The following is a 20,649-nucleotide window of genomic DNA, read 5'->3' on the forward strand; positions in this document are numbered from 1 at the left end:
TGCGCAGGTCAAGAGGCGTTACTCAGGAGTTACCCGGGGTATCGCGGCGCGCACTCCGGGCACGCGTCACCTTGCTCCACCCCTCACTCGAACACCAGCGCCATCCACTGGCCGGGCTCGGCGAGCGGCTCGAACCCGAGCTTGGCGTAGACGCCGTGCGCGTCGTGCGTGGCCAGCACGACGCGCCGCAGCCCGTCCGACCGCAGCCGCTCGCACACGGCCGCGACCAGCGTGGTGCCGAGCCCCTTCCCCCGCGCCGACGGGGCGACGTACACGTCGCAGAGCCAGGCGAACGTGGTCCGGTCGGTCACCACCCGCGCGTACGCCACCTGCTCCCCCGAACCCGTCTCGTACACACCGAAGTTGAGGGACCCCCGGATCGCGCGCTCCTGCTTCTCCCGGGAGCGGCCGAGGGCCCAGTACGCGTCGGTGGACAGCCATCCGTGGACCCGTCCGACATCGACGCGGCCGGGGTCGTCGGACAGTTCGTAGCCCTCGGGCAGGCCCGGGTTCGGCTCTTCGCTCATGGCTGGACGTTCGCAGGCCAGGGGGCTCCTGTCGAACCGTTTACGGCCTCCTTCAGCCGTCGTACGCCCTCCACGATCTCCCCCGCTCCCGCGACCCCGGCGAAGCTCAACCGCAGGTGCCCGGCCGGGGGTTCGGCGCTGAAGTAGGGGCGCCCGGGGGTGACGGCGACGCCCGCGCGGAGGGCGGCGGCGACCAGCGAGGGCTCTCCTCCGATGCCGTCCGGCAGGCGCAGCCACAGGTGGTAGCCGCCGGAGGGGATGTGGGGCAGGGCGAGTTCGGGCAGGCGCAGTCGCAGCTCGGTCGTGAGGGTGTCCCGGCGGTTCTTCAACTCCCTGGACACCGAACGGAGATGGCGGGGCCAGGCGGGAGAGCCGACCAGTTCGAGGGCGGCCTCCTGAAGAGGGCGCGGCACGAAGAAGGTGTCGACGACCTGGATGGCGCGCAGCCGTTCCAGCACCGGCCCGCGCGCGGCCAGGGCGCCGACCCGGAAGCTGGGCGAGGTCGCCTTGGTCAGCGAGGAGACATGGACGACCACTCCGTCGGGGTCGTCCGCCGCCAGCGGCCTGGGCAGGGGGCCGGCGTCCTCGTGCACGAGCCGGCGCACGAAGTCGTCCTCGACGACGAAGGCCCCCGCCTCCCGCGCGATCCGCAGCACCTCGCCCCGGCGGTCGGCGGACAGGACGGCGCCGGTGGGGTTCTGGAACAGCGGCTGGCAGACGAGGACTCGGGCGCCGGACGCCTTGAACGCGTCGGCGAGCAGGGCGGGCCGTACCCCGTCCGCGTCCACCGGCACCGGGACGGGCCGCAGCCCGGCCGCCCGCGCGATCGCCAGCATGCCCGGATAGGTCGGCGACTCGACCAGCACGGGCGCCCCGGGCGGCGCGAGCGCGCGCAGGGCGGTGGTCAGCGCGGACTGGCCGCCCGCCGCGACGATCACCTCGGCCGCGGTGATCGCCCCGCCGATGCTCCGGGCGAACCACTCGCGCAGTTCCGGCACGCCCTCGACCGGTGGTCTCGCCCACACGCCGGGACGCCGCCCGGCCCTCGACAGGGCCGCGCCCATCGCCTGTTCCGGCTGGAGCGAGGGGTGCAGATAGCCGCCGTTGAACTCGATCACGCCGGGTGGCGGGGAGGCCAGCGAGACCAGCACCCCGGAGGCGTCCACCGTGCGGGGCGAGGGCTCGGCGCTGCCGTCCGCGCTCAGCGCGACCTCCTGCCAGGAGGTGTCCCCCACGACCGCCGTCCCGCTCTCGCGCGGCCGGGCCCGGAAGGCGCCCGCGCCCGGCCGGGTCACCACGAGCCCCTCGGCGGCGAGGTGCGCCAGGGCCCGCGAGACCGTCACCGGGCTCACCCGGAAGCGCTCGACCAGAGCCCGACTCGACGGCAGTTTTCCACCGGGAGAGTAGCGGTCCAGCTCCTTCCGCAGGTGTTCCACCAGTTCCGCGACACTGCTACGCTCGTGCATGAGAGCAGAGAGTAGCGCTATCACGCGGGATTCAGTAGCGGTCCCGGCCAGGGTCACCGAGGCCGGCGCGTCCGGGCCGCACCGCGCCCGCACCGGCGGCACCCTGCAGGCCGCCCTCGGGGTCATCGCCTTCTCCCTCACCTTCCCGGCCACCGCCTGGGGTCTGGAGAGCTTCGGCCCCTGGTCGCTGGTCGCCGTGCGCAGCGTCCTCGCGGCCGTCATCGCGGGCGGCTGTCTGCTGGCCCTCGGGGTGCGACCGCCGGGCCGCCGGCACTGGGCGGGGCTCGCGGTCGTGGCCGCCGGAGTGGTCGTCGGCTTTCCCCTGCTGACCACGCTCGCGCTGCGGACCTCGACCACCGCGCACGCCGCCGTCGTGGTCGGTCTGCTCCCGCTGACGACCGCCCTGTTCTCGGCGCTGCGCATGGGCACCCGCCCCTCGCGCACCTTCTGGGCCGCCGCCCTCGCCGGGGCCGCCGCCGTCCTCGCGTTCACCGTGGCGCAGAGCGGCGGCGCGCTCACCGCGGCCGACCTCTATCTCTTCGGCGCCCTGCTGGTGTGCGCGGCCGGCTACACCGAGGGCGGCCGGCTGGCCCGGGTGATGCCCGGCTGGCAGGTCATCGGCTGGGCCCTGGTGCTCTGTCTGCCGCTGACCCTGCCGGGCGCGCTGCTGGCCCTGTCGTACGAACCGGTCCGGCTGACCGCGCACGGTGTGGCCGGGCTGCTGTGGGTGGCGGCCGGGTCCCAGTTCCTGGGGCTGGTCGTCTGGTACCGGGGCATGGCGGCGATCGGCATACCGAAGGCCAGCCAGTTGCAGCTGGCGCAGCCGCTGCTCACACTGGTGTGGTCGGTGCTGCTCCTCGGTGAGCAGCTCACCCCGGCCGCGCCCCTGACGGCCGCCGCCGTGCTGGTCTGTATCGCGGTCACCCAGCGCTCCTCCGCCTGAGGACGCCGGAGAACCCGTACGCACACCGGTCCAACCGGCGCCGCCCGCAATAGACTGCGGTCACGGACCGCCACTCCCGTGCGAGACGAGGAGGCCCCCGATGCAGGCAGCTGTAGGCGACACCCTGCTGGTGCACGGCAGGACCGTCGGGCACCACGACCGGACCGCGGAGGTCCTGGAGGTGCTCGGCCAGAACGGGAACCCGCCCTACCGGGTCAGGTTCGAGGACGACGGTCATGAGGCGCTGATGTCCCCCGGCCCGGACACGGTCGTCCGCCACCCCGGGGACCCGAGGTAGCCGACCCGCGTCCGTCACCCCGGTCCCGCCGGTTCACCCCGGCCCCGTCAGCGCGGTGGTTCCGCCGGCCGCCGGTAGTGGTCGGCGACCACGCGTGCCATCGCGCCGATCCGGTCGAGCCCGACCTCCTTGGCCGAGAAGAACACGTGTCCGCGTACCTCCGGGACGTCCCGGGCCAGGGTGAGGTGCTTCGACAGCTCGGCCGGGTCCTGCCAGGCCGCGGGCTGCGCCGGGTCGCCCGCCTTGTACAGGGCCTCCCCGAGGTACAGCCGTGTCCCGCTGTCCCGCGCGGTCTCCGCCCACCAGGACAGCAGCTTCGCGTAGTCGGCGGCGGCGAAGCCGATGATCCAGTACAGCTGCGGGCAGAAGTCTCACGTCAGCCCGGTCACCCCGGGGGGGGCTCTCACGGAAGTCGGTCGGCACGCCGTGGCGGGAACCAGGTCCGGGGTGGTGTGCGGGGAGAGGTTGTCCGGCACGATAGGGACTTCCTGGCCGGCGCACGGCTTCACCGCCTTCTCCAGGAAGGCCAGGAAGGTCGCGCCGTTCCGGTTCGGACTGCACGCGCCGAACACCGCGCCGGCGGCGAACGGGTTCGTGCTGCCGTGCCGCACGTGGTCGTGGGTGCGGGATCGCTCCTGGTTCCACCCATGGTGTACGGGTCCTGAGCGTCGTGTGAACCGGGCGCTCTCGGGAAACTGACCGAGCGCGGGTCGAGATCACGGTCGGTGATGTCGAGGGTGACCTGCGACAGCGAACAGTCACGCAGGTCAGCACATGACCGTCGGCTTTCCGTGGGCGAGATGGCGGAGGATCTTGGCGCGCAGCCGGGCTGCCTTCGGGTGGCCGAGTTCGTCGAAGATGGTCAGCGCCCGTGTCCAGGCTTCGTGGGCGGCTGTGGGCTCGGAGGCGGTGTGGTGGGTGTCGCCGACGTCGGCGAAACTGGTGGCCTCGTGGTATCTGTCGCCGGTCTCGCGGAACAGGTCGAGAGCTTTCCGATAGCAGCCGATCGCTTGCCGGCACTGGCCGAGATGGTGGTGGACGTAGCCAAGGGCGTCCCAGGAGTACGCCTGACCGTCGAGATCCATGATCTCCTCGGCCAGCGCGAGGGCCTGCCGACCATGGGTGAGGGCCTGTCGGCGTTCGCCGAGCCTGGCGTGATACCGGCCGATGTGGTTGAGGGCGATGACCTGTCCGCCACGGTTGTGCACGGCCCGGTAGTGCACGAGGGCCTGGTGCGCGTGACCGAGTGCGTCCCGGAAGCGGCCGTGGTGCAGGGAGATCCGGCCGAGTTCCTGGTGGATACGGGCCTGGCCGGCGGGGTCTGCGAGTTCACTGAACAGGTCCAGCGCGAGCGCGTACTGGGTATGTGCAGCGTCCGGGTGGCCCAGCCTGGTGTGGATGAATCCGAGAGCACGATGGGAGTTGGCTTGACCGGCCCTGTCGTCGTGGCGCCGTGCGGCGTCCAGGGCTGTGGTGAGGGCTGCGGCCTGCGCGTGCCAGTGTCCCTGCCGGTCGAGGAAGGTGGTGAGGGCGGCGGCGAGCCGCCAGGTGTGGGCGTCGAATCCGCCAGGGGTCTGCTTGATGGCGGTGAGGAGGACGGAGCGCTCGGTGGTGAGCCAGGTAAGCGCCTGCCGGTGGTCGGTGAGTTCCTCGGCGGCGGCGCCCGGCCGTGCCGGGGCAAGGGGGATCGGGTCGCGTGTGCAGGTCAGCAGCGAGTCGGCGGAATGGGCGGTATGCAGGTAGTGGTCGAGCAGGCGATGCGTCGCGCTGCGGCGTTCGTGATCGCTGTCGTGGACGCCGACGAGTTCCGTGGCGTAGGCGCGGAGCAGGTCGTGAAAGATGTATCGGCCGGGTTTGTGTTCGGTGAGCAGGTGTCCGCGGATCAACTCGGTCACCAGGGCGCGGGTACGGGTCAGCGGCAGACCGGCCAGCGCGGCCACGGCCCGCAGGGCCGTGTCGGGGCCGGGGTGGAGGCCGAGGAGCCTGAAGAGCCGGGCGGCGTCGGTGCTCAGTGCCTGGTAGGAGGAGGAGAACACCGCCCGTAGCCGGGTTGTCGGGTCTCCGCCGTCCAGCGCGTCCAGAGGACTGCTGTCCTCCTGGAGTTCCTCGGCGAAAACGGTGAGCGCGACATCGGGGTGGGCGGCGGCGCGGGCGGCCACGATCGCCAGCGCCAGCGGCAACCCTGCGCACCGGGCGATGATCTGATCCGCGGCGGCGGATTCGCCGGCCGTTCGGCGAACGCCGAGGCGGCTGGTCAGCAGATCCCGTGCTTCGGCCGGGGCGAGCAGGTCCAGGGCCAGCGCCTGTGCGTTTTCCGCCACGGCCAGGCCGGTGAGCCGGTCACGGCTGGTCACCAGTGCCAGACAGCCGCGTGCGCCGGGCAGCAGCGGGCGCACCTGCTGGACGTCACGGGCGTTGTCGAGCAGCACGAGTACCCGTCTGTCGTCCAACAGACTGCGGTAGAGACCGACCTGTGCTTCCAGGGTGGGCGGTACACGGTCTGGGGATATTCCGAAGGCGTCCAGGAACCCCCGGACCGCCTCAGCCGGGCTCACCATCGGTCCGCTGGGGTCGAACCCGCGCAGGTTCACATACAGCTGCCCGTCGGGAAAGGCTTCCCGTACCCGGTGGGCCCAGTGCACGGCAAGTGTGGACTTGCCGACCCCGGCCGTGCCCGAAACCGACGCGACGACCGCCGAAGCCGCTCGGGCGATGCCCTGTTCCTCGCCGCGCGGCGAGGGCGCGGACACGGCGGTCAGGAGGCCGTCGAGCTGGGCCATTTCGCTGAAGCGCCCGGTGAAGTCAGCTGCTGCCAGGGGAAGTTGGGCAGGACGCGGGCTCTGCCACACCGGCGTTCCGGACAGCGAGGCAGGGGTGGAGTCCTGCTGGAGGATGGCGGTCTGGATGTCCCGAAGCGCCTGGCCGGGGCCGATGCCGAGTTCGTCGGCCAGGCGGCGGTGGATTCGCCGGTAGTGATCCAGTGCCTCGGCGGGGCGTCCGCAGCGGTGCTGTGCGAGCATCAGTTGGCCGTTCACCCGTTCGTCCAACGGGTACATCGCGGCACGAGCCGACAGCTCCGGCAGCAGAGCGGCGTGGCGCCCCATGCCTAATCGCAGGTCTGCCAGGTCCAGTTGGGCCGCAAGCCGTTCCTGGTCGAGGGTGTCGCGCAGGGCGTTGATCCAGGGGGTGTCCAGGTCGGCGAAGGCCTCGGCCCGCCACAGCCTCAGCGCTTGTTCGAACAGGGATTCCGCGTGGCTTCCGTCGTTGCTGGCGCCTGCTTGTGCGACCAGGTGACGGAAGGAATGCAGGTCCACGCTCGCGGTCTCGGCGAGGGTGAGAACATAGCCGCCGGGCTGCCGCGCGATGGCCGCCTCGCTGGTGGCGTCGAGAGACCGTCTCAGCCGGGAGAGATAGCTGTGCAGAGTGGCCCTCGCCCGCTTGGGCGGGCGGTCGCCCCATATACGGTCCGCCAGCTGATCGGGCGTCACCAAGCAGTTGACGTCCACCAGGAGTACCGCCAGTACGCCACGCTGCCGAGTATGGCCCAGCATCGCGGACTGCCCGTCGATGCTGGCTTCGACGCTTCCCAGCACCCCGAATTCCACCGTCACCCTGACCGCACTCCCCCCGAGGCCGGACATCACACGTTCGTTCCTACTGCGTTCGGATCCCCGATTCAAGGATTGTCCAAGGAGTGTCCTCGGCCGGCCCGACACATTGATACAGCCACCACGCAAACCCGCTGCTCTGCTCGGCAGGGCACCGTGAGTACAGTCCCGGAAAGGCAGTCACTGATGAACGATCGAAGAAAAATCGCCTCACGTATCGTCCTCGCACTGATCCTGGCGGCCTGCACGCTCCTGGGTTCGGTCGGGGTCGCCCAGGCCGCGTCGTCAGCCGCGCCCACCGTGCTGGCGCAGCGCGTCGTCACCATCACCCAGGCCAGCTCCAACCGGTTCCTGGACGCCCATGAGATCGAGAGTCTCGACTTCAGGGTGGTCACCCGACCGTTCCAGAACAACACCACCCAGCGTTGGCTGTTGACCGACCTGGGGAACGGTCTCTCCACGATCCAGCAGGTGAGCAACGGGCGGTACCTCGACGCCCACGAGTACTCCGGGATGGACTTCCGCGTCGTCACCCGCCCCGCGCAGGACAACGCGACCCAGGCATGGGTGATTCTTCCGTCCCTCAACGGGACGTTCACGATCCAGCAGGCCAGCAACAGCCGGTACCTCGACGCCTACGAGAACTCCGGCGACGACTTCCAGGTCGTGACCCGGCCGCGGAAGAACGCCGACCAGCAGCGCTGGCGGATCATCAACGTCTGAACCGCACCGGTCGGCGATCTCACCCGCGCTCGGACGATCTGCCGGTTCCCCGGCAGATCGTTTCGCTTGTCCCGAGCACCCCGCAGGGGCGTGCCCCTCGATCATCGGGGCGTCGGCGCCGTCCGCCGGTAGTGGTCGGCGACCACCCGGGCCATGGCCCCGATCTTGTCCTCCTCGACCTCCTTGGCCGAGAAGAACACGTGCCCCCGTGCTTCCGGATGCTCCTTGGCGAGAGTGAGGTGGCGGGACAGTTCGGCCGCGTCCTGCCAGGCCGCGGGCTGCGCCGGGTCGCCCGCCTTGTACAGGGCCTCCCCGAGGTACAGCCGTGTCCCGCTGTCCCGCGCGGTCTCCGCCCACCAGGTCAGCAGCTTCGCGTAGTCGGCGGCGGCGAAGCCGATGTTCCAGTACAGCTGCGGCACGATGTAGTCGATCCAGTTCTCCTGGACCCATTTCCGGGTGTCCGCGTGCAGATCGTCGTACGTCTGCACGCCGGCCCGGGTGTCCGAGCCGGCCGCGTCCGTCGTGGCGTTGCGCCACACCCCGAACGGGCTGATCCCGAACTGCGTGCCGGGGCGGACGGCCTTGATCTGGGCCGCCGTCTCCCGCACCAGCCGGTCGATGTTGTCGCGCCGCCAGGCCGCCCGGTTGGGGAAGCCCCCGCCGTACGCGTCGTACGCCGCGTCGTCGTCGAAGACCTGGCCGGCCACCGGGTACGGGTAGAAGTAGTCGTCGAAGTGCACGGCGTCGACGGCGTACTTCCGTACGGCGTCGAGCATGGCCTTCTCCACGAAGGCGCGGACGGCGGGGATGCCGGGGTTGTAGTAGAGCTTGCCGCCGTAGGGGACGACCCAGTCGGGGTGCACCCGGGCCGGGTGCGAGGCGACGAGCCGGCTCGGGTCGGTGTGGACGGCGACCCGGTACGGGTTGAACCAGGCGTGCAGTTCGAGTCCCCGGGCGTGGGCCTCCTCGACCGCCGTGCCCAGCGGGTCCCAGCCGGGGTCCTTGCCCTGGGTGCCGGTGAGGACCTGCGACCAGGGCTCGTACGGGGAGGGCCAGAGCGCGTCGGCGGTGGGGCGGACCTGGAAGATCACCGCGTTGAGCCGGCGCTCCACGGCGGTGTCGAGGTGGACGCGGAGTTCGGCGAGCTGTTGGGCGGCGGTGAGGCCGGGTGCGGAGGGCCAGTCCCGGTTGACGACGGTGGCCAGCCACATGCCGCGCAGTTCGCCCTCGGCGGCCCGGCGGCGGGGGCCCGGGTCCCCGCCGGCGATGGCGGTGCCCGCCGCCACCCCGCCGGCCGCCACGAGGGTCGCCGCCGCGGTCGCCCAGAACGCCCGTCGTGACATCCGTGGCCTGCGATGCATCCTTCTACCTCCGCGTACCGCGTCCCGCGGGTCCGCTCCGTCGCGGACCGGTCCGTCGCGGGCCGTTCCCGGATCCAGCCTTCCATGTGACACCCGGAATACTGATCAGTAGACGTCGCGGGTAACGTGCGGGTTTGGCGCAGGCCCACACCCCGGGTATCTGCCAGGCACGTAGACCAGTGAAAGGGACGATGTGACGGACTTCCCAACGGGAGATCTCGCACGGGTCGGAGTCGTGGGCTGCGGCCAGATGGGAGCGGGCATCGCCGAGGTGTGCGCCCGCGCCGGACTGGACGTGAAGGTCGCCGAGACCAGCGGCGAGGCTCTGGAGATCGGCCGTACCCGGCTGTTCAACTCCCTGTCCAAGGCCGCCGAGCGCGGCAAGATCAGTGAGGCGGAGCGGGACGACACCCAGGCCCGGCTGAGCTTCACCACGGACCTCGGCGAGTTCGCCGACCGGGACCTCGTCATCGAGGCGGTCGTGGAGAACGAGCAGGTGAAGACGCAGATCTTCCAGGTGCTCGACCAGGTGGTGACCCGCCCGGACGCGATCCTCGCCTCCAACACCTCCTCCATCCCGCTGGTGAAGCTCGCGGTCGCCACCTCGCGGCCCGACCATGTCATCGGCATCCACTTCTTCAACCCGGCCCCGGTGCAGAAGCTCGTCGAGCTGATCCCGGCGCTCACCACCTCCGAGGGCACGCTCAGCCGGGCGCAGCTGTTCGCCGAGAAGGTGCTCGGCAAGCACGCCGTGCGCGCCCAGGACCGCTCGGGCTTCGTGGTCAACGCGCTGCTCGTGCCGTATCTGCTCTCCGCGATCCGGATGTTCGAGTCGGGCATCGCGGGCCGTGAGGACATCGACAACGGCATGGAGCTGGGCTGCGCCCACCCGATGGGTCCGCTGAAGCTCTCGGACCTGATCGGTCTGGACACCATCGTCTCCATCGCCAACAGCATGTACGAGGAGTACAAGGAGCCGCTGTACGCCGCTCCCCCGCTGCTCCAGCGCATGGTGGACGCGGGCCGGCTCGGCCGCAAGTCGGGGTCGGGCTTCTACTCGTACGCCTGATCACCGAAGGACCGGCTACGGACGGTCAGTTCGCCGTCCCGCACGGGCCCGGCACCGGAAACGGTGCCGGGCCCGTCGTATTCACACACCGTGTGCGCGGCGGACACGCATATGCCGTCCGCACACTCTCCCCACCCGCCCACCAGGCGAGTTGACTTCACGTGCGCATGCAAGGGATGCGCTGACTACAGAAAGGAGCGGACTCGTGGCCATCGACCCCGAGCATCCCGTGCACCACGGCGAACTCGCAGAGTTACGCCGCCGCCTGGATGTGGCGCACACACGCGTCGAAGGAGGGCTGACCCTGCTGAGCCACCGCGCCGAACAGAGCGCCAAGGAACTCGACGACCTGCACACGCGGGTCGTCACGCTGGAGCACGCCCGCTGGCCCCTGCCGGCGGTGGCGGCCCTCACGGCCCTGGGCGCCCTGGTGGTGTCCGTCTGGCAGGCGCTGGGCCGCTAGGTGTATTGAGCCGCAGCGTTGTTGACGCGGCTGATGGGTGGCTGGCCGCCGAGTGCGGTGTGGCAGCGGTGGTGGTTGTAGGTGTGCAGGAAGTCTGCCAGGGCGTCGGCGCGTTCGGTGTTGCTGGTGTAGGGCCGCAGGTAGGCCCATTCGTCGAGCAGGGTGCGGTTGAAGCGTTCGACCTTGCCGTTGGTCTGCGGCCGGTAGGCGCGGGTGAGCTTGCCGGTCGCGCCGAGGTCGGCCAGCGCCTGCTGCCAGGCGAAGCTCTTGCGGTAGGGCCAGGCGTTGTCGGTCAGGACCCGCTCGATGCGGTCGATGCCCGATGCGGCGAAGAAGGCCGCGGCCCGGCGCAGGAAGGCGGCGCAGGTGTCGGCCTTCTCGTCCGGGTGGATCTCGCTGTAGGCGACGCGAGTGTGGTCGTCGACGGCGGAGTGGACGTAGTCGAAGCCCATGCCGCTGCGCGTGGTCCGGCCCGCCCGGCGGCCCAGCACCTTGTGGCCGCCGCCGTCGGGGATCCGGCCGAGCTTCTTGACGTCGACGTGGATCAGTTCGCCGGGGCGGTCGCGTTCGTAGCGGCGGATCACGGCGCCGGTGGGGCGGTCCAGCCAGGCCAGGCGGTTGAGGCCGTGGCGGGTCAGGATCCGGTGCACGGTGGAGGTGGGCAGGCCCAGGACCGGGCCGATGCGGGCCGGGCCGGGCTTGCGCTCCCGCCGCAGCCGGCACACCCGGTCCTCCGCCGTCGCCGGGGTGCGGTGCGGCGTCCGATGCGGCCTGCTCGAACGGTCAAGAAGCCCGGCCTCGCCTTCACAGCGCCAGCGGCGGATCCACTTGTGGGCCGTGGCGCGTGAGATGCCCATCTCTGCGGCCACGTGCGCCACGGGACGACCCGAGCGGACACGTTCGACGAGCAGCCGCCTGCCGTGAACGGTCAGCCGGGCATTACGGTGGGACACGAAGACCTCCGAGCGGTGTGTTCCTAGACAGCTCCACCACATCGGAGGTCTTCGCCATGTTCAAGACCCGCCAGTGTCAACAACGCTCATGCTCAATACAGCTAGGGCCTGTCGAGCCTGAGATGGTGCAGCAGGAGCAGGGCGGCCGCCATGTTGGCGGCCGGGACCTCGCCGCGGGCGACCATGTCGGGGACGAGCTTGAGGGGAACCCATTCCCTGCGGTCCGACTCGAAGTCGTCCACCGGGTGACCGACATACGCGCCCTCGTCGGCCCAGTAGATGTGGTGCCGGGCGTCGGTGAGCCCGTTGGAGGGCTCGACGCTCATCAGGTGGTGCAGGGGTCCCGGCCGCCATCCGGTCTCCTCCTCCAGTTCGCGGGCGGCGGCCTCCACGACGGGTTCGCCGTCCTCGACGACACCCGCCGCGAGTTCCCACCCCCAGCTGTCGGTGATGAAGCGGTGCCGCCACAGCAGCAGCACCTCGTTGGCCTCATTGACCACGGTGGCCACGGCCACAGGCCGCAGCCGGATCAGGAAGTGGTCGAGGTGCCGCCCGTCCGGCAATGCGACATCCGCGAGATTGACGCTGAACCAGCGGTTCGAGTACACAGTTTGTTCGCTCTGTTTCGCCCATTGCATGGTTCTGCCACCTTCCGCCGAGTAAGTGGCAATATCGCAGCAGGAGCTTGGTGACAGCAGGCGCACGGCCGGTGCACGGCCGCGCCCCCGGGACACTGTCAGAGCGGTACGCGCAGCGCTCCGTCGATGAGTTCGGCGGCCTCGGAGGTCCCCGCGCAGCCGCTGCGCACGAGGTGTTCGCGTACCGCCCGGAGTCTTTCGCGCAGGCGCATGGACTCCATTCCGCGCGCCCGTTCGGCCATTTCGACGGCCGTCGCCGCCGCCTTGTCCGCGTTTCCCTGCCGCAGTTCGATCTGGCTGAGCATCGCCAGCCGGTGCACCCGGCCCCGGTCGTGCGCCGGGGTGCCGACGGCCGCCGCCGCGTGCTCCGCCGCGGCCGTCAGGTCGCCGAGGCTGAGCAGCGCCTCCGCCACCTGTACGTTCACCAGGCCGGGTTGGACATAGCCGGTCTCATCGGGTTCGTACCCGCGCCGGATGCGCTCGGCGGCCTGCTCGGCCCGCCGGATGCAGGAGAGCGCGCTCGTGCCGTCGCCCAGGTGCGCGTACGCCTTCGCCTGCATCGCGTAGAGGTCGGAGGAGAGCGCCGGGGTGATGTGCTTGCCCGCCGTGCGCAGCGCCGCCTCGGCGAAGGCGACGGCCTGCCGGTGCTCCCGCATGAACAGCGACTGGTTGACGAGGAGCGCGATGACGTACGCCCCGAGCCCCCGGTCCCCGCTGGCCTTCGCCAGCCGCAGCGCCTGGTGGAAGTAGCGCTGGGCCAGTCCGTGGGCGTCGGAGTCGTAGGCGCAGATCCCGGCGATCGCGACCAAACCGCCGGTGGCCCGGTGCAGTTGACGGCCGGTGGCGTCGGTGTAGCTGCCCCGCAGCAGCGGCGCGGCCTCGGAGTTGAGGAAGCCGACGATCCGGGCGCGCGTGGCGACTCCCCCGGCCTTGCGGTACAGCTGCTCGTAGTGGGTCCGGGCCGCGCGCAGCATCTCGATGTCGGCGATGCTGACGCGGTGCCGTCCGCCCCGGGACACATCGACGTCCTCGGGCGGGTTCTCCCACTCCCAGACCGGCATCACGGCGGGCGTCCCGGTGACGGCGGGGGCGCCGAGGACATGGGGGCGCTGCTGTTCGTCGGAGCGCCACAGGGCGGTGGCCCGCTCCACGAAACCGGAGAGCCCGGCGCCGTGCGGGGAGGTCAGCTCGCCGGGGACGCCGAGTCCTATGTCGTCGAGGGTGACGGTCCGGCGCAGCCGTCCGGCGAGCACCTCGCAGATCAGGTCGGGCACCTGACCGCGCGGGCGCTGGCCCTTCAGCCACCGGGCCACGGCGGTGTGCTCGTACCGCAGCGCCAGCCCCCGGGCGCGCCCCGCCTGGTTCACGTGCGCGGCCAGACCGGCGTGGGAGATACCGGCCTCGTCGAGGATCGCGTCGAGCAGGGTGTTGGGCTGCATGGGCCCTCCGGTGGCTCGGTGGAGACACCCGCCGGGGAAGGGCCGGGCGCCTAGGGGGTGGGAGCGAGAGGAGGGTTGTCGGCCGCGGGTCGTCCGTGGCCGGTGGCGCCGTTCCTCGCGCCCCTGAGGGTGAGTGGGCGGTCGTTGCGCAGCACCAGTATCGCGATGTCGTCCTTGGGGCGTCCCCGTGTGTGGCGAAGGAGTTGGGTGAACACGGCCCGCAGTACGGAGTGGGGGGAGATCGGCCGGCCGCGCACGGCTTCGGCGAGCACGCTCTCCAGCGGGAAGAACCGGCGCTCGGCGTCCCGCGCGTCCGGCACCCCGTCCGTGTGGAGGAACAGTGCCTCGCCGGGGAGGAGCCGACCGCAGGGCGTGACCGGCAGGTCTCCGGGGAGAGGGAACGCGCCCAGCGGGGGCAGCGGCTCCGCGGGGGCCACGAGTTCCGCCCGGCCGCCGCTGAGCAGATAGGGCCAGGGATGGCCGCAGTTGAGGGCGTGGAGGGCGCCGTCGGGGGCGATCTCCAGAAGGAGGACGGTGACGAAGTCCTCGGTGTCCTCGGCGTGGGCGCGGGCGCGGTGGTGCCGGGCGAGGGCGCGGTCGAGGCGGGTGAGGACCCCGGCGAGCTCGGCCTCGTCGTGGACGGCCTCGCGGAAACTGCCCAGCACGGCGGCGACGGTGCCTACGGCGGCGAGGCCGTGCCCCCGTACGTCGCCCATCACCACCCGTACGCCGTGTTCGGTGGAGATCACCTCGTAGAGGTCGCCGCCCGCGTGCGCTCCCCGGTCGGCGGAGAGCTGCGCGGCGGCGGTGGCCAGTCCGTCGACCCGTGCGGGCGGCGGCCTGAGCAGCACGCCCCGCACCGCGCAGGCGGCCTCACGGGCCTGCCGCACTTCCCGCAGCATCACCTGCCTGACGTGCAGCATCAGCCCCGTGCCGACCGCGAGGAACACGGCCCCGCCGACGATCCGGACCCCGCCCAGCGCCCGCCGTACGTGCCGTCGGCCGGAACGCCGAGGAGCCCCGGCCCTGCTTCGAATCATGCCGTTGGCCCCCCATCAGGCCCGGACAGCGCAGAAGGCCCCGAGAGGCCGGTCCGATTCTGTCCACCGGATGCCTCGACAGGGGCCTTCACAGGAAGTTGTCACCCAAATGAGTGAGGTGACTACGGAGGGGGCGATGGGGGTGGGAGGTTCGCCCCCACCCCCCAAGCGCCCTAACTCCGCAGAACCGCCCCGGTGCGCTCGCCAGCGAGGGCAACCGCCGCGTCCCGCGCCGCCGAGGCCTCGTCCACGGTCAGCGTCCGGTCCCCGGCCCGGAAGCGGAGCGCGTACGCCAGCGACTTCCGCCCGTCGCCGAGCTGCTCCGCGTTCTCGTAGACGTCGAACAGCCGGATGCCCTCCAGCAGTTCACCCGCCCCCTCGCGCAGCGCGGCCTCCACGTCGGCGTGCGGCACGAACGCGTCGACGACGAGCGCGACGTCCTGCGTGGCGACGGGGAACGTGGAGATGCCGGGCGCCCGCGGGGTGTCGTCGCCGACCCGCTCCAGGGCGTCCAGGTCCAGTTCCATCGCGGCGGTGCGGGCCGGCAGTCCGAGCGCCTTGAGGACTCGCGGGTGCAGCTCACCGGCGTGGCCGACGACCTGCTCGACGCCGTCCGCGACGACCACGAGCTCGGCGCACCGGCCCGGGTGCCAGGGGCCGTACTGCCCCTTGCGGACGATCAGTTCGGCACCGGCCTCGCGGGCGACCGCGCGACCGGCCTCGACGGTGTCGGCCCAGTCGGCGGCGCGCCCCTTGCCCCACCAGCCGGCCTGCTCACGGGCCCCGGCGACGACGACGGCGACGTGGCGCGGCTGCTCGGGCAGCGCGGCGTTCAGCGACGCGATCTCCTCGTCGGTCGGCCGGCGGTCGACCGGCGGCGACGCGGCGATCCGCTGCTCCTCGCGCGGGAGGAACACCAGCCCGGTCTCGAACAGGGCCAGGTCGTGCGTGCCCCGGCCGTCGTTGCGCCGCAGCGCGCCCAGCAGGCCCGGCAGCAGCGAGGTGCGGAGCGCGGGCTCCTCGTCGTTGAGCGGGTTGGTGAGCCGGACGACACGGCGGGCCGGGTCGTCGGCGTCCAGGCCGAGCTGGTCGAAGACCTGCTCGCCGATGAACGGGTAGTTCGGCGCCTCGACGTAGCCGGCTCCGGCCAGCGCCCGGCCGACGCGGCGGTGCAGCCGCTGCCGGTGGGTGAGGCCGCGGCCCGAGGGGGGCTTGGGGAGCGTGGAGGGCAGGTTCTCGTAGCCCTCCAGCCGGATGACCTCCTCCGCGAGGTCGTTGACCTCGGTGAGGTCGGGCCGCCAGGACGGCACGGTGACGATCAGCTCGTCCGCCCCGTAGACGTCGCAGCCGACCTCCTGGAGGCGGCGTACGACGGTCTCGCGGCCGTAGTGGACGCCCGCGACCTTGTCCGGGTGGTCCGCCGGGACGGTGATGGTGTGCGGCGCGGACGGGGCGACGACCTCGGTGACGCCCGCGTCGGCGGTGCCGCCCGCGAGGAGCACCAGCAGGTCGACGGTGCGCTGGGCGGCGGCAGCGGCGGCCTGCGGGTCGACGCCGCGCTCGAAGCGGCGGGACGCCTCCGACGACAGCTTGTGGCGGCGGGCCGTGCGTGCGATGGCGACCTGGTCGAAGTGGGCGGCCTCGATGACGACGTCGCTGGAGGCCTTCTCCAGGTCGTCATGGTCGGCGATCTCCGTGTCGGCGCCGCCCATGACCCCGGCGAGGCCGATGGGCCCGCGCTCGTCGGTGATCACCAGGTCCTCGGCGTGCAGCTTCCGCGTGACGCCGTCGAGGGTGACGATCTTCTCGCCCTCCTCGGCCCGGCGCACGCCGATGGTGCCCTGGACGAGGGAGCGGTCGTAGGCGTGCAGCGGCTGGCCCAGCTCCATCATCACGTAGTTGGTGATGTCGACGGCGAGCGAGATCGGGCGCATGCCGACCTTCTGCAGCCGGCGCTTCAGCCAGATCGGGGAGCGCGTCTCGGGGTCGAGCCCGGTGACGGTGCGGGCCGTGAAGCGGTCGCAGCCGAGCGGGTCCGAGACCTGGACGGCGTACCCGAACGCGTTGGGGCCGGGGACGTCGAGGAGCGCCGGGTCGCGCAGCGGCAGACCGTAGGCGATGGCGGTCTCGCGGGCGACGCCACGGATCGACAGGCAGTCGCCGCGGTTGGCGGTGACGGCGATGTCGAGGACCTCGTCGACCAGCTCCAGCAGCTCGATCGCGTCCTTGCCGACCTCGGTCTCGGGCGGCAGCACGATGATGCCCTTGGTGCCGTCGTCGCCCATGCCCAGCTCGTCGCTGGAGCAGATCATGCCGTGGGAGGTCTTGCCGTACGTCTTGCGGGCGGAGATGGCGAAGCCGCCGGGCAGTTCGGCACCGGGCAGGACGACCACGACCTTGTCGCCGACGGCGAAGTTGCGGGCGCCGCAGACGATCTCCTGGGGCTCACCGGTGCCGTTGGCCGTGGAGACGTCGACGGTGCAGAAGCGGATGGGCTTCTTGAACTCCGTCAGCTCCTCGATGGTCAGCACCTGACCGACGACGAGGGGGCCCTTGAGGCCGTCGCCGAGCTGCTCGACCGTCTCGACCTCCAGACCGGCCGAGATCAGCTTGGCCTGGACGTCACGACCGGTCTCGGTGGCCGGCAGGTCGACGTACTCCCGCAGCCAGGAAAGCGGGACCCGCATCAGATCTCCATCCCGAACGGCCGGGTGAACCGGACGTCACCCTCGACCATGTCTCGCATGTCTTCGACGTTGTGGCGGAACATCAGCATCCGTTCGATGCCGAACCCGAAGGCGAATCCGCTGTACTTCTCGGGGTCGACCCCGCAGGCGGTGAGGACCTTGGGGTTGACCATGCCGCAGCCGCCCAGCTCGATCCAGCCCTCGCTGGAGCAGGTGCGGCAGGGGCGGTCGGGGTTGCCGACGGACTCGCCGCGGCAGACGTAGCAGACCATGTCCATCTCGGCGGACGGCTCGGTGAACGGGAAGAAGTTCGGCCGCAGCCGGGTCTTCATGCCCTCCCCGAACAGCGCCTGGACCATGTGGTCCATCGTGCCCTTGAGGTCGGCCATGGTCAGGCCCTCGTCGACGGCGAGCAACTCGACCTGGCGGAAGACCGGGGTGTGCGTGGCGTCCAGCTCGTCGGTGCGGTACACGACACCGGGGCAGATCACGTACACCGGCAGCTCGCGGCTGAGCAGGGAGCGGATCTGCACGGGCGAGGTGTGGGTGCGCAGCACGACACCGGACTCGGTGCCGCCTTCCGGGCCCTGGACGAAGAAGGTGTCGGCCTCGCCGCGGGCCGGGTGGTCCGGGCCGATGTTGAGGGCGTCGAAGTTGAACCACTCGGCCTCGGCCTGGGGGCCCTCGGCGACCTCGTAGCCCATGGCCACGAAGACGTCCTCGATGCGCTCGGAGAGGGTGGTGAGCGGATGGCGGGCGCCGGCCGGTACGCGGTCGTACGGCAGCGTGACGTCCACGGCCTCCTCGACCAGCACCCGGGCGTCGCGCTCGGCCTCCAGCTCGCTCTGGCGGGCGGCGAGGCCCTTGTTGACCGCGCCCCGGGCCTGGCCGACGAGCTTGCCTGCGGCGGCCTTCGCCTGCGGGGGCAGGGCGCCGATCTCGCGGTTGGCGAGGGCCAGCGGGGAGGTGCCGCCGGTGTGGGCGACCTTGGCCTCCTGGAGGGCGTCGAGTGAGTCCGCGGCGGCGAAGGCGGCGAGCGCCTCGTCCCGCATGCGCTCGATCTCTTCGGGTTTCAGGGCCTCGACCTCTACAGGGTCGTACGACTTGTTCGGTGCCGACATCTCTTCCCGTGCTTCCGATTGGCTGGCGATAGGTCCCCGTGACCGGCGCTCAGGGCCGTGTGCAGGACACAAAGGTGCCAAAGGCCGAGTCTAACGGGGTGGAGGTGGACGAACGCGCCCGTGGTGCTCAGGCCAGGTAGGCCGGTGCCGCCACGGGCAACGTAAATCGGAACTCGGCGCCGCCGACGGGGGCGCGTCCGACCGTGATGGTGCCGCCGTGGGCCTCGACGATGCCCTTGACGATGTAGAGCCCCAGACCGGTGCCGCCGCGCTTGCTGCCCCGCCAGAAGCGGGTGAAGACGCGGTTCATGGACTCCTCCGGGATGCCGGCGCCCTCGTCGCTCACCGTGACCGATGTACCGGTGTCCTCGCCCTCGCGGGGGGACGCCGTGGGCGTGACGTCAATCGTGACGGTTCCCTCGCCGTGCCGCACCGCATTTTCGAGGAGGTTGCTGAGCACCTGGTCGATCTTGTCCGGGTCGGCCCACAGGGCGGGCAGCGGCTGCTCGATCCGCAGCAGGAACCGGTCGGCGGGCTGCCCGGCGGCGACGTACGCCTGGATGTGCCGTCCGACGGCCGCGCCTATGTCGACGGGCTGCCTGCGCACTTCGAGCCGCCCGGAGTCGATCCGGGAGATGTCGAGCAGTTCGGCGATGAGCCGGGTGACGCGGTTGGCGTCGGCGTCCACGGTCTCCAGCATCAGCTTCTTCTGGTCGTCCGTGAACCGCTCCCACTTGGCGAGCAGGGTGGCGGTGAACCCCTTGACCGAGGTCAGCGGCGACCGCAGCTCATGGGCGACGGTGGCGATCAGCTCGGCGTGACTGCGCTCGGTGCGGCGCCGGGCCTCGGTGTCCCGCAGGGAGACGACGACCCGGCGGACGGGCCCGGTCGGCTCCGTCCGGACGTAGCGGGCCGATACGAGGATCTCGCGCGCCCCGGGCAGCAGCAGGTTCCGCTCGGGCTGCCCGACCCGGATGGCGAGCCCCCCGTACGGGTCGGTCAGCTGCCACCAGCGGCGGCCTTCGAGGTCCTCTAACGGGAGGGCCCATTCGAGGGGGCGGCCGAGGGCGTCGGCGGCGGGGGTGGCGGTGATCCGGGCGGCGGCGGCGTTGAAGCAGATCACCCGGCCGTTCTCGTCGGCCACGACCAGTCCGTCGGGGAGGTCGTCGGGGTCGATGCCCAGCTCGGCGAGATCGTCGTGCCGGGCCGCGGACGGGGCGAGCACGTCACGTGCCCCCAGTGTGCTGCTCCTGCCGACCCTCATCCCCGTACCCCACCTCTCGCGTTGTGCAGTGGGCCCCCGAGCCCGTCACCCTACTAGCTGGGCGTGACGGTGCGGCACCCTCCGAAGGCGCGCTGTGCACGGGCGGACGCATAGAGACATACGGCGGCGGCGGTCGCCAGGTTCAGGCTCTCGGCCTTTCCGTGGATCGGCACCCGGACGACCGCGTCGGCAAGCGCCCTCGTCTCCTCGGGCAGCCCCCACGCCTCGTTCCCGAACACCCAGGCCGTGGGCCCGCCCATGGTGCCCTTGTCCAACTCGTCGTCGAGGTCGTCCCGGCCCGCGCCGTCGGCGGCGAGGACGCGTACACCGACGCCCCTGAGCCCCGCGACGGCCTCCTCGACGGGGACGCCGACCGCCACCGGCAGATGGAACAGCGACCCGACGGAGGCGCGGACGGCCTTGGGGTTGTACAGGTCCACGGACGCGTCGGTGAACACGACCGCCTCGGCCCCGGCGGCGTCCGCGCAGCGCAGTACGGTGCCGGCGTTCCCGGGGTCGCGGACATGGGCGAGCACGGCGACGAGCTTCGGCCGGGCGGCGAGGATCTCGTCGAACGGGGTGTCCAGGAACCGGCAGATCCCGACGAGGCCCTGCGGGGTGACGGTCGTCGAGATGTCGGCGATGACCGCCTCGTCGGCGAGGTGCACCCGGGCGCCGGCGGCGCGGGCCGCGTCGAGGATCTCGGTGTAGCGCTCCGCGGCGTCGACCGTGGTGAACAGCTCGGTCAAGGTGTCCGCGCGCCCGGTGGCCTCCCGGACGGCCTGCGGGCCCTCCGCCAGGAACAGCCGGTCCTTCCCCCGGAAGTTCCGCCTCGCCAGCCGCCGGGCGGCGGCGACGCGGGCGGACCGGGGGGAGATCAACTCGGGGGCGGGGGGCATGGGTCACCTTTGGGTCTTGGGTCTTGGGTCGGAGAGCTCGGGGGGTTCGGTGCGTCAGCGGGTGCGGGTCCGTGGGGCTTCTCGCGCAGTTCCCCGCGCCCCTGAAAAGCAGGGGCTGCGCCCCGTGCTTTTCAGGCCCGCCGCCGGTCG

Annotated in this window: 17 protein-coding genes and 1 pseudogene; 5 read left to right on the forward strand and 13 right to left on the reverse strand. The window is 71.7% G+C overall.

What is annotated here, in order from left to right; genetic code table 11:
• Positions 1-83 precede the first annotated feature (83 nt).
• Both J8M51_RS12770 and J8M51_RS12775 read right to left on the reverse strand, forming a co-directional pair.
• Entirely contained in the window at positions 84-527 is a 444-nt protein-coding gene (locus tag J8M51_RS12770; RefSeq protein ID WP_086759319.1) for a GNAT family N-acetyltransferase, read from the reverse strand.
• Entirely contained in the window at positions 524-1,993 is a 1,470-nt protein-coding gene (locus tag J8M51_RS12775; protein WP_086759321.1) for an aminotransferase-like domain-containing protein, read from the reverse strand. Before J8M51_RS12775 ends, J8M51_RS12770 begins: the two co-directional genes overlap by 4 nt.
• Between J8M51_RS12775 and J8M51_RS12780 the strand changes: the two genes are divergently transcribed.
• Complete coding sequence (locus J8M51_RS12780) at positions 1,992-2,936, forward strand: DMT family transporter (RefSeq protein ID WP_086759323.1); 945 nt, start codon at positions 1,992-1,994, stop codon at positions 2,934-2,936. The genes J8M51_RS12775 and J8M51_RS12780 overlap by 2 nt on opposite strands.
• A 100-nt stretch (positions 2,937-3,036) precedes the next feature.
• On the forward strand, positions 3,037-3,234 hold the full coding sequence (locus J8M51_RS12785; protein ID WP_086759325.1) for a DUF1918 domain-containing protein: 198 nt from the start codon (positions 3,037-3,039) through the stop codon (positions 3,232-3,234).
• Positions 3,235-3,281: 47 nt separating this feature from the next.
• Here the strand turns inward: J8M51_RS12785 and J8M51_RS12790 are convergent.
• Positions 3,282-3,596: pseudogene (locus tag J8M51_RS12790) on the reverse strand (hypothetical protein); the annotation flags it as partial.
• Between the two features lie 405 nt (positions 3,597-4,001).
• Complete coding sequence (locus tag J8M51_RS12795) at positions 4,002-6,845, reverse strand: AfsR/SARP family transcriptional regulator (RefSeq protein WP_317852978.1); 2,844 nt, start codon at positions 6,843-6,845, stop codon at positions 4,002-4,004.
• 183 nt (positions 6,846-7,028) lie between these two features.
• On the opposite strand from J8M51_RS12795, the gene J8M51_RS12800 reads away from it, so the two are divergent.
• Positions 7,029-7,565: an RICIN domain-containing protein gene (locus tag J8M51_RS12800; RefSeq protein ID WP_086759331.1), complete on the forward strand. Its 537-nt coding sequence runs from the start codon at positions 7,029-7,031 to the stop codon at positions 7,563-7,565.
• 101 nt (positions 7,566-7,666) lie between these two features.
• On the opposite strand, the gene J8M51_RS12805 is transcribed toward J8M51_RS12800, so the two are convergent.
• A complete protein-coding gene (locus tag J8M51_RS12805) occupies positions 7,667-8,926 on the reverse strand; it encodes a glycoside hydrolase family 10 protein (RefSeq protein WP_256965608.1) in 1,260 nt (419 codons plus the stop codon).
• A 193-nt stretch (positions 8,927-9,119) separates the two neighbouring features.
• Between J8M51_RS12805 and J8M51_RS12810 the strand changes: the two genes are divergently transcribed.
• Both J8M51_RS12810 and J8M51_RS12815 read left to right on the forward strand, forming a co-directional pair.
• Complete coding sequence (locus J8M51_RS12810) at positions 9,120-9,995, forward strand: 3-hydroxybutyryl-CoA dehydrogenase (RefSeq protein WP_086759335.1); 876 nt, start codon at positions 9,120-9,122, stop codon at positions 9,993-9,995.
• Positions 9,996-10,200: 205 nt separating this feature from the next.
• A complete protein-coding gene (locus J8M51_RS12815; protein WP_086759337.1) occupies positions 10,201-10,458 on the forward strand; it encodes a hypothetical protein in 258 nt (85 codons plus the stop codon).
• Here the strand turns inward: J8M51_RS12815 and J8M51_RS12820 are convergent.
• The 8 genes from J8M51_RS12820 to J8M51_RS12855 all read right to left on the reverse strand — a co-directional run bounded on the left by J8M51_RS12820 (position 10,455) and on the right by J8M51_RS12855 (position 20,499).
• On the reverse strand, positions 10,455-11,411 hold the full coding sequence (locus J8M51_RS12820) for an IS481 family transposase (protein WP_267299166.1): 957 nt from the start codon (positions 11,409-11,411) through the stop codon (positions 10,455-10,457). The genes J8M51_RS12815 and J8M51_RS12820 overlap by 4 nt on opposite strands.
• A gap of 101 nt (positions 11,412-11,512) precedes the next feature.
• On the reverse strand, positions 11,513-12,049 hold the full coding sequence (locus J8M51_RS12825) for an NUDIX domain-containing protein (RefSeq protein ID WP_086756255.1): 537 nt from the start codon (positions 12,047-12,049) through the stop codon (positions 11,513-11,515).
• Between the two features lie 98 nt (positions 12,050-12,147).
• Positions 12,148-13,488 carry a transcriptional regulator gene (locus tag J8M51_RS12830; protein ID WP_086756257.1) on the reverse strand — a complete coding sequence of 447 codons (1,341 nt, stop codon included), beginning with the start codon at positions 13,486-13,488 and terminating at the stop codon, positions 12,148-12,150.
• Positions 13,489-13,538: 50 nt separating this feature from the next.
• Positions 13,539-14,528 (reverse strand): PP2C family protein-serine/threonine phosphatase, encoded by a 990-nt coding sequence (locus tag J8M51_RS12835; RefSeq protein ID WP_086756258.1) that lies wholly within the window; start codon positions 14,526-14,528, stop codon positions 13,539-13,541.
• A 173-nt stretch (positions 14,529-14,701) separates the two neighbouring features.
• Positions 14,702-17,215, reverse strand: coding sequence for a phenylalanine--tRNA ligase subunit beta (pheT, locus tag J8M51_RS12840; RefSeq protein WP_086756260.1), 2,514 nt, complete (start codon positions 17,213-17,215; stop codon positions 14,702-14,704).
• Positions 17,215-18,336 (reverse strand): phenylalanine--tRNA ligase subunit alpha, encoded by a 1,122-nt coding sequence (pheS, locus tag J8M51_RS12845; RefSeq protein WP_086756261.1) that lies wholly within the window; start codon positions 18,334-18,336, stop codon positions 17,215-17,217. Before pheS ends, pheT begins: the two co-directional genes overlap by 1 nt.
• Before the next feature lie 127 nt (positions 18,337-18,463).
• Complete coding sequence (locus J8M51_RS12850) at positions 18,464-19,600, reverse strand: sensor histidine kinase (RefSeq protein ID WP_216589332.1); 1,137 nt, start codon at positions 19,598-19,600, stop codon at positions 18,464-18,466.
• A 53-nt stretch (positions 19,601-19,653) separates the two neighbouring features.
• A complete protein-coding gene (locus J8M51_RS12855; RefSeq protein ID WP_267299167.1) occupies positions 19,654-20,499 on the reverse strand; it encodes a TrmH family RNA methyltransferase in 846 nt (281 codons plus the stop codon).
• Positions 20,500-20,649: the final 150 nt, after the last annotated feature.

This window comes from Streptomyces griseiscabiei (assembly GCF_020010925.1).
GTDB classification, from domain to species: Bacteria; Actinomycetota; Actinomycetes; order Streptomycetales; family Streptomycetaceae; genus Streptomyces; species Streptomyces griseiscabiei.